General features: G+C 57.8%; 10 protein-coding genes. 3 read left to right on the forward strand and 7 right to left on the reverse strand.

Annotation, left to right across the window (positions count from 1 at the left end; translation table 11 throughout):
* Position 1: 1 nt before the first annotated feature.
* From K8V32_RS04365 to K8V32_RS04390, 6 genes are all read right to left on the reverse strand, one after another.
* Positions 2–2,116 (reverse strand): HNH endonuclease signature motif containing protein, encoded by a 2,115-nt coding sequence (locus tag K8V32_RS04365; RefSeq protein WP_303903444.1) that lies wholly within the window; start codon positions 2,114–2,116, stop codon positions 2–4.
* Positions 2,117–2,483: 367 nt separating this feature from the next.
* A complete protein-coding gene (locus tag K8V32_RS04370) occupies positions 2,484–3,359 on the reverse strand; it encodes an ABC transporter ATP-binding protein (protein ID WP_303903446.1) in 876 nt (291 codons plus the stop codon).
* Positions 3,356–5,002, reverse strand: a complete 1,647-nt coding sequence (locus K8V32_RS04375) for an ABC transporter permease (protein ID WP_303903449.1) — start codon at positions 5,000–5,002, stop codon at positions 3,356–3,358. Before K8V32_RS04375 ends, K8V32_RS04370 begins: the two co-directional genes overlap by 4 nt.
* Positions 5,003–5,005: 3 nt before the next feature.
* Positions 5,006–6,040, reverse strand: coding sequence for a thiamine ABC transporter substrate-binding protein (locus tag K8V32_RS04380; protein ID WP_303903452.1), 1,035 nt, complete (start codon positions 6,038–6,040; stop codon positions 5,006–5,008).
* Between the two features lie 269 nt (positions 6,041–6,309).
* Entirely contained in the window at positions 6,310–7,773 is a 1,464-nt protein-coding gene (locus K8V32_RS04385) for an MFS transporter (RefSeq protein ID WP_303903455.1), read from the reverse strand.
* A 94-nt stretch (positions 7,774–7,867) separates the two neighbouring features.
* Positions 7,868–8,956, reverse strand: coding sequence for an agmatine deiminase family protein (locus tag K8V32_RS04390; RefSeq protein ID WP_303903458.1), 1,089 nt, complete (start codon positions 8,954–8,956; stop codon positions 7,868–7,870).
* 322 nt (positions 8,957–9,278) lie between these two features.
* Between K8V32_RS04390 and K8V32_RS04395 the strand changes: the two genes are divergently transcribed.
* Together K8V32_RS04395 and K8V32_RS04400 are read left to right on the forward strand one after the other, a co-directional pair.
* Positions 9,279–10,649, forward strand: a complete 1,371-nt coding sequence (locus K8V32_RS04395; RefSeq protein ID WP_303903461.1) for an FAD-binding oxidoreductase — start codon at positions 9,279–9,281, stop codon at positions 10,647–10,649.
* Between the two features lie 42 nt (positions 10,650–10,691).
* Positions 10,692–11,624, forward strand: a complete 933-nt coding sequence (locus K8V32_RS04400; RefSeq protein ID WP_303903464.1) for a DMT family transporter — start codon at positions 10,692–10,694, stop codon at positions 11,622–11,624.
* On the opposite strand, the gene K8V32_RS04405 is transcribed toward K8V32_RS04400, so the two are convergent.
* Positions 11,621–13,021, reverse strand: coding sequence for an aspartate ammonia-lyase (locus tag K8V32_RS04405; protein ID WP_303903466.1), 1,401 nt, complete (start codon positions 13,019–13,021; stop codon positions 11,621–11,623). The genes K8V32_RS04400 and K8V32_RS04405 overlap by 4 nt on opposite strands.
* Before the next feature lie 629 nt (positions 13,022–13,650).
* Here K8V32_RS04405 and K8V32_RS04410 point away from each other — a divergent pair.
* Positions 13,651–14,508 (forward strand): M23 family metallopeptidase, encoded by an 858-nt coding sequence (locus K8V32_RS04410; RefSeq protein WP_303903469.1) that lies wholly within the window; start codon positions 13,651–13,653, stop codon positions 14,506–14,508.
* The last annotated feature ends 27 nt before the right edge of the window (positions 14,509–14,535 follow it).

Raw genomic sequence — 14,535 nt, forward strand, 5'->3', positions numbered from 1 at the left:
GTTATATCGCCCAGTACATGTTGCGTAGCAGTGGTTGGGTGGGGTCTAACCAGGGTGCGGGTTGGAAGAAGTGGGTGCCGTTGATGGTGTGGATGGTCCATTTGCCGTTGTGCACCGCGGCGTGGTGGAAGGCGCACAGGGTGATGGCGTTGTCGATATCGGTGGCGCCGCCGTGTGCCCAGGCTTTCAGATGGTGGATTTGGCACCAGGCGGCGATGATTGTACAGCCGGGGGTTTGGCAACCGCGGTCCCGGGCCAGGATGGCGCGGCGTTGGTCGCGGGTGAAGGAGCGGTAGGCGCGGCGCTGGTTGAGCACACTGTGGTGTTGGTTCCAGATTTGGCCCACGATCTGACAATCACAGGCCAGTTTTTCGGCATCCACCGGATGCAATGCCCCCACATTTAGGGCCTCGGAGATATACCCGGTCCACGGGGGTGGACTGACCCCGAGCAGGTGATCCGGGTTGTTACATAATGTGTTGGGGTCCTTGGGGTTGGGGCGTTGCAGGATGGTGGGCACGATCCCGTCGGGGCCGCGGGGTCGTTGGGCCTCGGGCGGGATCGCGTCAATGCCGAGGGTCTGATAGGCGGTTTCAATATCTTGGACCACCACCAGGGTGGCATCTGCCCCGTGGGAGCGTTTGACTTGGAGTTCATCGGGAGCCATACTGAAAATTGCTTTCATTGCGCCGATGAGTATCGCGCTGACGAGCTGTCCCGGGTTCAACGTTTCAATATCATCAAGAGTCTCTTGAGTAACCGGGTTCCCTTGGTCATCTTCGGCGACGAGTGCGTCAGGATCATGATCAATACTAAGATCCTCTAACGTGGCCGTGGCCAGGGGATGATCGGCTTCGAAATCATCAAACAGTCCGGCGTGCCCCGAATCCGTTGTCGAGTGGTCGCTGGTGTCTCGGTTTGCAGCCAAGGCGGCCGCGCTCATCGAGTCATCGTTGACGGGATTGTCGGTGTTTCTGATGTCTTCGGAATCTGTGGGAGCCGTGCTGGACGTTGCTTCCTGCTCATCGGATTGCTCTTCAGCAGGGCTGTAGAGCCATTCGGTGAGTTTCTCATCCGTTTTGACTGGGGCGCCATTTTTGTTGAGTTGATTGACTACGAAATTCTTGTACTCGGCAAAGATCTCTGGGGTGGCATGGATCCAGATTTTGCCTGACCCGTCAGCGTAGGCTTGATCCCGGATGACATTATCGGCTTGCTTCCGTAGCGTTTGGGCAATGGGTGGCCCATCGGCATCCAGCGCATGAGCGATCTTATCGGCCCACCGGCGACGGGCAGCATTGAAAGCATCCGGGTTGGAGGCTTGGGCTGCCTCGATGAGCGTTGGTTGGAATTTTTGTAAGACCGCGTCTTTCTGCTCGGCGGTAGCCGTGGTCTTGTGCACGTGCTTGGTGAGATCTTTGTCTAACCACACGATCCGATCCAGATTCTCAGCCGGAATGGTTCCTTCGGTGAACGCCGCGGCCAATTTCAGCAGTTTTGGCTGATTCATGCCCAGGGTAGGGTCTTGTCCGGGATTCCAGGTCACATAGGGCAGCCGAGCGTGAATCTTTTTGATCATTTGCCCAGAGAACCGAAAGACGTCTTTGAAATACGCGGTGCTATCCCGAAACGCTTGGACGCCTTCAGGCGTACCGAAGTATTCCGGTTGAGCCTGGAACATGGGTTGCAGGTGTCGAGCAAAACCGGTGATCGAAGCTTCCTGCAGGTGCTGCACTCGTCGCAGCATGTCGGCAATCATTGGCACCGTGTCATATCGACATTCCGGAGCAGTCGGTAAGGGACGGGGTGGAATAACCGGTGTGCCATCCGCGTGTGTGGGATCATCCTCGCCGGCATTGTGGGGCGAAACGGCCTCGGTGGAAGACTCTGAGTCGTCAACCTGTGGTTGATGCCCAGACCAATCAGCCCCCGACACCCTGGTGAATTGCGCAAACGTGGTGGCAGGGTCGGCCATCCGCTGGGACATTTCGGTACCCACCACCAAGTACAGATACGCCAATTGTCCAGGACTGAGCTCCTTGACCGCTTCGAGCTTGAGATCATCGGGCATGGGCACCGCAATACCAATATCCGGAAGTGCATTGGTGGCGACCATGACCGTGTCCTCTCAGTGGCAAGAAGGGAAATAGGTGCAGTAAACCTCGAGCGAAAAATTATGAGTTGGAAAGAGTGAATGACTAATAGCTCTATTATATCCGCGGCGAACTGTTGAAGCAATGATTCTATTGTGATTGTTTAACACTTTAGATGTATTCGGTGGCTTCTATATCAAGTCTTCACATCTCTATCTAGGTGTGTTGTATGTATTGTGGATAGTGTTCCATTTCTGTCCCAGTTATCCACAATCGGTGCGACACGGTTGCGAATGGCACAGATAGAGGCTAGGTGTCTATGAGCCCGTTGCCGTATTGTTTTTGCTCATGACAATGAGCCCCTTGAAAAGGGGCGCCCACAAAGGGAAGCTAGCGGCTGAGATTCACGGTGATGGTGTCACCAAGACCGCCCTGGCGTCCGGGCAGCACAATAAGGTTTTCCACGACTTCTACGGTGGTGGATTCATCCGAGACCGCAGTAATTACCCCTGTGACTTCACCCAAGCCGCCGAGCAAACTGGCTACAGAGTCTGACAGTTTCGAGATATCGAGTGTCGCAACCGGCCCGAGGTCTAAGATTTTGCCGTGTTCTACCACTGCGAGCCGGTCGGCTACGGTCGTAGCTTCGGCCGGGTCATGCGTGACATAGATGGCCGAGGTGCCGGTCTGTTTCAACAGGTCGCGAATCTCTACGGCAAGTCGCTGGCGTAAGCCCCGGTCGAGGGCAGACAACGGCTCATCGAATAAAATGACGGCGGGACGGATGACCAAACACCGAGCCAGCGCAACACGCTGTGCTTGCCCACCCGATAGCTCAGTAATCGCACGGTCGGCCAGTTCAGCAATGTCGACCATCTCCAGTACCTCGGCAACGCGACGACGTCGTTGGTCCTTCGGCACTTTGGCGGCTTCCAGACCATATGCCACGTTGCCGGCCACGCTGCGGTGCGGGAACAGTTGGGCGTCTTGAAAGACCATGGTGCAGTTACGATGGTGCGGTGGCAGGTGCTCGCCGTCGTCGTCAGTGGTGACGGAAGCGATTTCGATCCGTCCGGAGCGGGGCTGCTGCAGGCCTGCAATTGCGCGCAACAGGGTGGACTTTCCCGAACCAGATGCCCCCAGTACCGCCAGTATTTCGCCGTCGTCAACGGTCAGATCCGCGCCGGTGAGTACGGGCTCGCCGCGATAGTTGGGACTGCCGTCGTCATAGTCGACGTGTAGGTCGGTGATGTGAATGGCGGTCATGAGGTGCTCCCAAGGGTGCGCGGGCGGATGCGTTCGCCCAGGATTAACGCGATTGAGGCGACGATACCCAGTACGACGGCGGCGGCCAGGGCCATACCGAAGTTATCGGCACCGGGACGGGATAGGAGCCGCACAATGTATACGGGCAGGGTTTGGTATTCGGGGGAGGCCAAAAAGCTGGTGGCACCGAATTCGCCCAGCGACACGGAAAAACTCAGCCCGGCGGCCAGACCGATGGCGCGCAGCAGATACGGTCCGTCGATAGTGGCTAGAATGCGTGACGGCGAGGCGCCCAGCACGGCCGCTGCCTGGCGTTGGCGAGGATCCACGGCGGCCAGTATGGGAATCAGGCTGCGCACCACGAGCGGCAGGGCAACCACGGCTTGGGCCAGTGGTACGAATACACCGGATTGGCCCAGGGCGGGGTTGAATGCATGGATGGATACCAGGAACCCGAAGCCGATGGTGACCGAGGAGACGCCCAGGGGCATCATGATGAACGTGTCTAGGGCCTGTTGGGCGCGCGCCAGGGTGCGTGAGCGCGCATGTCGGGTGATCACCAGGGCGGTGAGGATGGCCATGACCATGCAGATGATGGTCGCGTCCAGGGCGATTTTTAGGGAATGTTCCAGCGCCTGGGCGGCCGTGGCTCCGCCGGCGAATCCGCTCCCCGGTGAGGTGATCAGCAGGTGGTAGTTGTGCAGGCTGTACCCGGTGGCGGTGGCCAGGGAGCGTTCAACCAGCGTGATCATGGGCAGCAGAATAATGACGACGACGGCGAATAGTGTCAGGCCCAGCGGGAACCAGTCGGTGCGGGCCAGGGGTTGGCGCACGGGTTGTTGTAGGCGCAGGGCGGTGGTGGTGCGGTGGGATAGGCGTTGGGTTAACCACACTGAGGTCAGGACGAATACCACTTGCAGTGCGGAGAATACGGCGGCGGTGCGCAGGTCTAAAAAGGTTTGGGTTTGGCGGAAAACTTCGGTTTCTAGAGTGCCCACACCGGGGGTGCCCAGGGTGCGCACCAGCGAGTAGGCGGTGGAGCAATACAGGAAGACCAGCCCGGCTGAGGCGCCGATGGCCGGGGTAATGGCCGGCAGGGTGATGGTGAAAAACGCGCGCGGTGCCGAGGCACCCAGGCTGCGGGCCGCTTCGACGGTACGCGGGTCCAGCAGCTGCCACAGGCCACCGACTTGGCGGGCGATGAGGCTGATGTTGAAAAATACCATCGCGGCGATCACCGCCCACGTTGTTTGGTCCAGGCCGAGGAAGCCCAGTGGCCCGTTGGCACCGAAGACCGCGCGGAAGGCAACACCGACGACGACGGTAGGTAATACGAATGGCACCAGGGTGATGGAGCGCAGGATGGTGCGTCCGGGGAATTCGGTGCGATACAGGATATAGGCGGCCGGAACACCAAAGAGTACGGATCCGAGCGTGCCGCCCAGGGCCATCGTCAGGGTGTGACCGACGATGGCCCAGGTGCGCGAAGTCGTCAAGACCTCACCGAAGGCGCTGAAATCGAGCGCGCCGGCGTCGTTGGTGATGCCGCGAATGAGCATCGCGCCGACGGGCCAGGCGAAGAAGATGGTGAGGAAGGTGAGGATCACCGCGATGGCGGCACCCCACCCGAAGCGTGCACGCATAGGTTAGTCGGCGTGGTTTTCGGTCAGTTCGGTCCAGTCGTTCAACCAGGCGTCACGGTTTTCGCTGACTTCGGTCAGGTCTGCGGTGATTGGTTCTGGCGACAATTCGGCGTACTGGCTCCACTCTTCGGGCAGGGTTGTCTCTTCCAGAACCGGGTACATGTACATTTCTTCTGGCAGGGTTTCCTGGAAGTCTTGGGAGAGCAGGAATTCGATGAATGCCTGGGCGCCGTCCGGGTTGGCAGCGTCGGCTAGCACACCGGCGTATTCGACTTGTTCGGTGCAGGTACCCAGAATCGAGGAGGTGCGGCCTGCTTCGGCAGACGGCGAGGACGAGTAGCTCAACACCAGCGGGTAGTCGCCGTCACCGGTCGAGGTGAAGTCCGAATAGTAGGCGTCCGACCAGCCACCGGCAACTTTTGCCCCGTTATCTAACAGATCTTGCCAGTAGGCCTGCCAGTCATCGGTGCCGGCGATGGTGGCCACCAGGAAGGCAAGTCCCGGGGACGACGTTGTGGGATCCGTGGTGACAAACAGTCCCTCATAGGCCGGATCCGTGAGGTCTTCCAGGGTTTCAGGCGGGGTGAGGTCTTCGGCTTCGAACCATTCGTTGTCCATGTTGACGCAGACTTGACCGTGATCAATGGGTGCCAGGTGGCCGTTAGTGTCGGCTTCCAGGGCGAAGCGTTCGGCTGAGCCTAGTTCGGCGTCGTGGCTGGTGAGCATGTCTTCGTCCAGCAGGGTTTGGGCCGAGTAGTTGTCGATGCCGTAGACGGCGTCAACGGTTGGGTTGTCCTTTTGGAGGATCAGCTGGTTTAATACGGCTCCGGCGTCACCGGGGGAGGTGGTGGTCACCGTGTAGCCGGTTTCTTCTTCGAAGGCGGCCACGAGTTCTTCGTCGACATTGAACGAGTCGTGGGTCATGATGGTGACTGAGCCGGCAGCGGCGTCGTCGTCGGTATTTTGCGCTTGGTCAGCCACCGAGCACCCGGTGAATCCGAGCGCGGCGATGACAACGAAGGGTAATGATTTTTTCATGTGTACCTCCTGTGGTTAGGAGGGCACGCAATGCGTGGAGAGTTACGACTTCCTCCGCCAGTATGAGCTGGAATCAGGTTCGAGGGTCTGCTGGTGCACTCTCAGCAGCAAAATTTCAGCTGCTCCCCTGTCGATACAGCCAATCTACCGCATAGGTGAACAACAGGTGTCGATGCGAAACCATATGACAGTTTTCTGGCGGGGCCGGCCGGTGAGAATAGTTGGTGGGGTTTCTTCGGAGCGGGTCGGTTGTACACAATCGGTTGGCTTTACTGTGCTTCGCGTCCCTGTGGGACAGCGGTCTGGGTGCCACGGGTGCCCCGAATGTCGATGATCGCAACGGTCATGGCAATACCGACCAGGAGCATGATGATGCCAAATGCGCTGATGAAAGCCCAGTTCCATGAGTAGGCTGCGGCCACACCGAATAATGTTGAGGTGATAATGGCGGTGCCCACCGAGGTGCCGACGCGTTGGCCGGTTTGCATGACAGCCCCGGCAACGCCCGAGACATGAGCGGGCACTTCGATCAGCGACAGGGTCTGATTCGGTGAGACGATGAAGCCCTGGGCGACTCCCAGTAGGGATAATGTTGCGATGAGCCACCATATCGACCAGTCCCATAATTGCACCCCAATGATGACTAGCATTGAGGAGCTCAACGCAAGAAGGGTTACGCTCATGCCCCAGGCGACCATTGCGCGGCCGGCGGCGAGCACGTAGCGTCCAGCAATTTGTGAGGAGATGGTCGTGGCAATTGCTGATGGGACGCCAACTAGTGCTGCGGTCAGTGCTGAGATGCCGTGGCCGGTTTGCAAGAAGATTGCCACGGTAACCCACACGGATGTTGACCCGGTGAAAAATAGGCTGATCAGCAGCGAGCCGTTGCGGTAGGGCCGGTTGCGAAACAGCGCCATATCGACCATGGGTGCACCGCCGCGGCGTTTATAGCGGCGTTCCCACCACACCCACCAGAACAAAATGGCAATACCCACCGGCAGCATGGCCCAGTAGATCCCGCCCGCGTCGATTTCCAGAAACGTCCACATGACCAGCAGCGTGCCCAACGTAAATGCTACGGTGCCTACCGGATCCAAGTCGGGTTTACCGGGTTCGGCCGAGGCGCCTTCGGGTACGTGCCGGACCCAGGCGGCTTTGGGGAACGTGCGGTAGGCGACGATGATGGCCAGCACGGCAATGGGGACGTTGACCAAGAAGGTCCAGCGCCAGCCCCAGTCCGGCCCGGCCAGGGCAATCAGGCCGCCACCCAGCACCGGTCCGATGGCCACGGATACTCCGACCACCGAACCGAAGGACGCGAATGCGCGGGCCCTGAGCGGCCCATCGAAGAACTGTTGAATAAAGCCCACGGTTTGTGGGTTGAGTAGCCCGGAACCGAATCCGGTAAGAAGTCGGGCAGCAACCAGCATGGGACCGTTGAGTGCAAAACCGGCCAGTAGCGACCCCAGCCCGAACAGCACCAGCCCTGCGACGAAGAGTTTGCCGCGTCCGAAGGTGTCACCGGCACGACCGCCGGCCACCAGCAGTACCCCGAAGGCCAGCGTATAGCCGGACAGGACCCACTGGATGGCAGTATTGGAGGCGTCTAAGGATTCTTGGACTGATGGCAGGATCACGTTGATCGAGGAGATCGACAACAGTGACATAAAGACGGGGACCAGGACCACCGCCAGGATGGCTTTCTGGACACCGGTCATTTGTTGTTTTGCCAACTCCACTCTCCTTGCGACGTCGTCATCCTAACGATAACGCTTTGTGGGTTGTGGCGTTGTGGTTTCGCAGGTTATTGCCCCGGTGAGCTGACCTTTAACGCCGGCGGCTAACGCGTGGTTGCGGTAGTGTGATCGCCCGGATGGATGCCCCGTGGTCAAAGAGTGCCTGTGCGGTGAACTGGATGAGCCGGTGTTCGGGATACAGCTTTTGCATGAGTTCAAAGGCGTGGTCATCGAATGGATCGATGAACCGCGGCAGAATGATGACGTCGTTGAGGATCACATAATCCAGGTAGGACCAGTTGACCGGCCCGTTGAGATCCGAGTGCGTTTGCGGCGCGGGCATATCAACAATGTCAAATCCTTGACCGTTGGCATCGTGGGCGGTGCTGAGAATTTCACGCACCTGCTGGGTGACCTCGTGATCCGGGTGGGTTGGATCAGGTTGGTTGTGTACCAGTACTCGGCCGGGGGAGTGGAAGGCCACGACCTGATCGACGTACCCGCCCCAGCCCTCCGGAGCAGATCCTCGAGTGAGCCCGGTGGGAATCCAAATGATGTGTTCCAGCCCCAAATTACGGCGCATCTCGCGTTCTACCGAGCGGGTATTCCAACCCGGGTTGCGACGCTGATCGGTCAGAATCGCTTCGGAGGCAATCGCGGTGCCGGCGCCATCGGTGACCCAGGAGCCACCCTCGCCGACCATCATCGACAAATTGCGCTGACCCCAGCCCCGATCTCCGGGCAGCAGTTCGGACAGTGTGCCCGGCAGTTTGTCATCCAGTCCATATGCGACCCCGGGTAGCTGTCCAAAACCGTTGAACGTAAAATCCACCATGCCCAGCACGCGGCGCGGGCGTCGGCCACTATTAGCCTGGGCCTGACGGGAAACCACCATGGTTGCTGCGGTGCGTCGAAGGGAAGCATTATTAAAAGGAATGACGACGACGTCGAGCGGTTTCGACACATATGAGGCAACGGTGCGCTGATCGTCCGGATCAACCAGCAGGGTCACCGGAACATGGTTGTGAATGTCTTCGGCTAGTCGGACCCATGCGCGACGGGCAGAAGAGAGCTGCCAGGCTGCCCGAAAATTTGCGGCACCGGCTCGAGGAAAGCTCATCCAGACACGTTGGACCGGTTCAGTTTCGGCAGGGACAACCCACCGTGAACCTAGGACCATCAGGAATTCCTCTCTTTCCTTGAAATGTCTTCAGCTGATAATACTGGACCGCCACAAGGGATAATAACTGCACGAGGCCTTGAGGCTTATTGTACCTGGAAGTCGGTGTGATAAATGCCGCGCCAGGTAGGGTGCTCTTTATGAGCCAAACATCTTCTTGCAAAAACTGCTGCAGCTATCTTACTTGGTTCACAACCGGCCCGGTGGCAGTGCAGAACAGGATGCAGCCAGCGTGCTCAGGGCACAGCCGGTATGCTGCTGCATGTTACTGGCTCATGGTCCACCACACAGCTAATGTGGTGACTTAATGAAAAGGAAAACCATGCCCCACACCCCACTGCCTGAGCGCAACGCGCTGATCGAACTCAAAGACCAACTGCCCGATCGAATCATTGAAGTCGGTTCCGACGTCGACCGACTGGCACGCGACAGCTCCCGCTATTCGCCCCAGGGCCAACCCCTAGCCGTGGTGATGGCCACCTGCACCGAGGACGTGGCCACTGCCTTAGCCTGGGCAAATCGGCATGGTGTGCCGGTGTCAGTGCGCGGGGCGGGCACTGGTCTATCCGGTGGGGCGGTGGCCTATGATCAGGGGCTGGTCATCTCGATGGAGCAATGCAATGCGATTCGTCAGATTGATCCGGTCAACCGACTAGCAGTTGTCGAAGCCGGCGTCATTACCGCCAACCTTGATCGTGCGGCACATGAACACGGCCTGTTCTTCCCACCCGATCCAGCCAGTGTGGAAACGTCCACGGTGGGTGGCAATATCGCAACCAACGCGGGTGGTCTGCGCTGTATTTCTCACGGGGTGACGCGCGATTCGGTTGCGGCCCTGGAAGTCGTGTTGGCCGATGGCCGGATCATGCACACCGGGACTCGGACCCGCAAAAACGTGGTCGGTTTGGATTTGACGAGTTTATTTGTCGGCTCCGAGGGCACGCTGGGGGTTATTACTGCAGCCACTGTGCGGCTCAAACCGATCCCACCGGGCACCTCGCATACCTTCCGAGTCAATTTTGATTCCATCCATGCCGCAGGTGAGGCGGTCACCGAAATTGTCAACGGTGAAGCCCAACCGGAGGTCCTGGAACTCTTAGATACGCACAGTGTGAAAATTATTGAAGAGTTTTATCCTTCCGGGCTTACGGTTCCCGAGGCTGCCCTGCTGATCGGCCAGACGGTGGGGCATAACGCCGCCGACGACGCTCAAGCCATTACTGATATCTGTGTCCAGCACGGCGGCAGCGACGTCGTCATTGCCCAAAGCGATGAGCTATTAGAAGCCCGCCGGTTGGCGAATCCGGCACTGTCGGCACGTGGTCTGCGGGTCTCGTGTGATGTGGGCGTACCAATTGGCGAGTTGGCAAATGTGTTTCGGGGTATTGATGAGATTGCGGCCAAACACAATCGGGCAATTTCCATTGTGGCCCACGCTGGGGACGGCAACCTGCACCCCACCGTGGAAGCCGGCGATACCGAAGAAGAATACGCGGCAGCAGAGGCTGTGATCGTGGACATCTCCCGGCTTGCCGTTTCGCTGGGTGGCACAATCAGTGGTGAACACGGCATCGGTGCGGTTAAACACCATGAGTTGCCGATTCAACTCGACGCCGCAGTTTTGGATACCCAGCGCGCGATCAAACAGGCGCTTGATCCCAATGGCATCCTCACCCCAAACCGTGCCATTTAGACCTGCAGCTCCGCTAAGAGCACGTAGGCATTCAGGAGTGCAATGATTTACCTGGTGCTGGGTGTTGCCATCGGTGTGCTGATGCCCAGTCAGTCGGCAATTAATAACCGACTTCGCAATGCGGTGGCCACACCGTGGGTTATGGCTGGCATCTCATTTCTGGTGGGCACAGTCTGTCTGGCATTGCTGACCTGGGCAACTGTGGGCACCGTGGGTTTTGACTTGGGTAATGTTGTTACCCAACCCTGGTGGATATGGTCCGGGGGAGTCTTCGGCGTCATCGGTATGACAACGAATGTGCTGTTGCTGCCGGTAATCGGCGCACTGTATTCGACCATGTTGAATCTGACCGCACAGGTCATCACGACGATGATTATTGACCACTTGGGGCTTCTCGGGGTGGACCATTACCCGGCCGATGGCTGGCGCATTACCGGTGCCGTGCTCGTCATGGTCGCCGCAGCGCTGGCTGTCATTGGCGGCCGCAGGCGGCCGCAGCTGAATGCGCAGCCGACTTCCAAAACCTGGTATCTGGCAGGTTTGGGCATTGGGGTGTGTTTTGGGTTGCAAGTGGCGATTAACGGGCAGCTGACACTGGTGTTAGGTTCCGCAGTGCACAGTGCCTTTATTTCTTTTTTGGTCGGGACCTTCGTGCTGACCGTTGTGGTGGTGTTGACTCGGCCGTCGCTGCGCCTGCGAGTCCCCGAGGGCCAGACGCATAATCCGTGGTGGATGTGGATGGGTGGAGTCTTGGGAGCACTGTATGTCACGGGCGTGGCCTTTTTATCGCCGCTGATTGGTTCGGCGGTCACCGTTGTGGTGGTGCAAGTTGGGCTGATCGCGGGGTCATTGCTCGTGGACCAATTCGGGTTGTTTTCTGCACCAAAAAGAGCAGTCCGACCACTTCAAGTGATCGGACTGCTCTTGATGATCAGCGGGGTGTTCGTGATGAATGCCCCCAAAATTTTTGTTTAGACGGCAAGCGCCTCGGTGATGAGTTCTTCAACCTGTGCGCTGGTCAGCAAGCCTTTTTCTACGGCCAGGTCGGTGACTTTTGCACCGGTCTTAGTTGCTTCTACAGCCAGGGCGGTAGCTGCTTTATAACCGATGACGGGGGAGAATACCGTGGCCAGACCAGCGGATCCTTCGACGACGTTGCGCATGAGCTGTTCGTTGGCGGTGATGCCGACGATGCACTTATCAGCAAACATGGTGGCAGCATTTGACAGCAGGCCAATGGAATCGAATAACCCGCGGGCCATGACCGGTTCAAAGGGGTTCAGCTCCAGCTGGCCGGCTTCAACGGCCATGCTGATAGCGGCATCATGACCGGCCACCTGGTAAGCCACCTGGTTGACAGCTTCAGCAATCACTGGGTTGACCTTGCCCGGCATAATCGAAGAGCCTGCCTGGCGCGCTGGTAGATTGATTTCGCCGAAACCACCGGAAGGACCAGAGGACAGAAGGCGTAGGTCGTTGGCGATCTTCGACATGATCAGCCCAACGCGCTTCAAGGCACCGGATAGGTCAACAAAGATCTGGGTATCGGCGGTAGCAGCAATCAGGTCTGGGGCCGAGGAAATATTGGTCAGACCCGTGATTTCACGTAAGTATTCAATGGCGCGCTGGCGGTAATTGGGGTTGGCGTTGATTCCGGTACCGATTGCGGTACCGCCCAGGTTGAGCTCCAGTAGGTCCAAGCGCACACGTTTCAGACCGTTTTCGGCGCGCTCGAGCATGACAGCCCAGGCAGCAAATTCCTGACCTAGGGTCATGGGAACGGCGATTTGCATTTGGGTGCGGCCCATTTTCACGGTGGCGTGGAACTCGGCGGCCTTTGCACGTAAAGCGTCCTTGAGTACTTGGATGCTTTCCAACAGGGTGCCGGTCATCTTGTGCAGTGCTAGTTTCAGCGCGGTTGGGTAGACGTCGTTCGTCGACTGGCCCATGTTCACGTGGTTCAGCGGGTGGAGAGCATCGTAATCGCCTTTGGCCAGCCCCAGATGTTCCAGGCCGCGGTTAGCAATCACTTCATTAGCATTCATGTTGGTGGAGGTCCCTGCTCCACCCTGAATCATGTCCAAAATAAACTGGTCGTGCAGCTGGCCACCGGCCACATCTTTGGCTGCAGCAATAATCGCGCTGGCAATGGTTTCGTCCAGCGCGCCAACATCACGATTCGCAGCGGCAGCGGCATGCTTGATGATGGCCAGAGCCTCGATCAGCTCAGGGAATTGCTCGACCCGTGTTGATGACAGCTGAAAGTTTTCTGCCGCACGAACAGTGTTGACACCGTAGTAGACATCGGCGGGCAGTTCGACTGCTCCGATTAAATCCGATTCGGTGCGTAGCTGTGTTTGAACTTCAGTCATGACTCTCTTATTCCGTACCCGCTTACGAGTGCGTACTGCCATAGGACTACATCGTAAGCGCTTTATACATACGAAGACCCGGGCACGTACCCGGGCAAAAATTCATACTCGCTCCTGGAAGTGGAGCGTGTGTCGCGGAAACACCGTCCGCCTCTGTGGCGTTACGCACGTCGTTGTGGGCAACGTCAGTACCCCAGCTTGTAACTGGCACACTGTGTCCAGCATACAACCCAAGAATGCGATCGTGTGCTGAGCATGTGGAAAAACGACAGTTATCCACATTTTACGACTCGAGCCTCTCTGGCCAATCACATGCTTTATAAGCTAAACACCACGGTCGACGGTAGTAGAGATCGTTAGCTTGGCGTTATTTCGCTGCTGGGTGAACGTTGTTTATTTCGCTGATGGGCACGGCATGGACGGCGCGTGTGATCCCACTCTCATGTGCGCTTTGTCTTTCCGTGTCACGTCATAACCAGTGGGGAGGTTCGTGAGCTTGGGGATGAAATGCCTTTCGCAGTTAACGATTTGATATACACGCCGAGACGCTTGACGATTGGAGATAACGAAATGATAACGCTACGATATAACAGGCAATCCAAATTTCCCCTTTCTTGGTGAACAGTTTTATGACAGTTTCTGAATACCCATCTCGGCGCGAGCTGCGCGAAGCAGCTGCTCAAAAGAAGCGCGGACGCAAAGCCACCGTCATGACGGCAGGCGTTGCAGTTGCCGTATCTTCGGCGGCCGTGACATTCGGTGGTAACACTGTTATTGACGGCAACCTACTGGCTTTCGGGGACACCGCGCAAGCGGATAATAGTGAACCGGTTCTGGAGGCAGCACCCCGACAGACCACTATTATCCCGGCTGCTATCTCGGGAGGCGACGAACGAGTTGTCGCCAAGATGACCAACGAGATGGCTGCCTCTCAGGTTGGTCTCGGTCGTCTCTACCAAGAAGGCGAAGGCGACGTCGCCGCGGGACAGCTCGCTGTTGCCGAAGCCCAGAACACGCATAATGGATCGTTAAAATCATTGCCAGGCAATCTACAGATGATCTTTCCTGCTGACTCAACTCGGACGTCTTCGACTTTCGGGATGCGTAGCAACCCAACCGGTGCTGGCACACAGTTCCATGTTGGAACTGATTTCCCAGTCCCAACCGGTACACCAGTCAAAGCAACCGAAGCAGGTACGGTTACTTTCGCAGGCGTACACAGCACTGGCGGATATCGTGTAGAAATTGATCACGGCAATGGGGTAACCACCGCTTACAGCCACAACTCGCAGTTCACGGTGGGTGTTGGCGATACCGTTTCTCAGGGACAGACCGTTGCTCTTGCAGGTTCCACTGGTAACTCCACTGGTCCGCACATCCACTATGAAATCCAGATTAACGGCAAATGGGTTGATCCAGAATATTACTTGCCATCAGCCTCTCACGACAGCGAAAAACGCCTTCACACTGCTTCTAGCGCGCAGTAGTGGTTAAGCTGAATAAATTCGTGGTCA

Source organism: Enteractinococcus helveticum (assembly GCF_020742345.1).
In the GTDB taxonomy this organism is placed as follows: Bacteria; Actinomycetota; Actinomycetes; order Actinomycetales; family Micrococcaceae; genus Yaniella; species Yaniella helvetica_A.

Excerpts from the sequence above, each read along its gene's own strand:
- K8V32_RS04365 (WP_303903444.1), bottom strand. The coding sequence starts at position 2,116 with ATGGTCGCCACCAATGCACTTCCGGATATTGGTATTGCGGTGCCCATG.
- K8V32_RS04370 (WP_303903446.1), bottom strand. The coding sequence starts at position 3,359 with ATGACCGCCATTCACATCACCGACCTACACGTCGACTATGACGACGGC.
- K8V32_RS04375 (WP_303903449.1), bottom strand. The coding sequence starts at position 5,002 with ATGCGTGCACGCTTCGGGTGGGGTGCCGCCATCGCGGTGATCCTCACC.
- K8V32_RS04380 (WP_303903452.1), bottom strand. The coding sequence starts at position 6,040 with ATGAAAAAATCATTACCCTTCGTTGTCATCGCCGCGCTCGGATTCACC.
- K8V32_RS04390 (WP_303903458.1), bottom strand. The coding sequence starts at position 8,956 with ATGGTCCTAGGTTCACGGTGGGTTGTCCCTGCCGAAACTGAACCGGTC.
- K8V32_RS04395 (WP_303903461.1), top strand. The coding sequence starts at position 9,279 with ATGCCCCACACCCCACTGCCTGAGCGCAACGCGCTGATCGAACTCAAA.
- K8V32_RS04400 (WP_303903464.1), top strand. The coding sequence starts at position 10,692 with ATGATTTACCTGGTGCTGGGTGTTGCCATCGGTGTGCTGATGCCCAGT.
- K8V32_RS04405 (WP_303903466.1), bottom strand. The coding sequence starts at position 13,021 with ATGACTGAAGTTCAAACACAGCTACGCACCGAATCGGATTTAATCGGA.
- K8V32_RS04410 (WP_303903469.1), top strand. The coding sequence starts at position 13,651 with ATGACAGTTTCTGAATACCCATCTCGGCGCGAGCTGCGCGAAGCAGCT.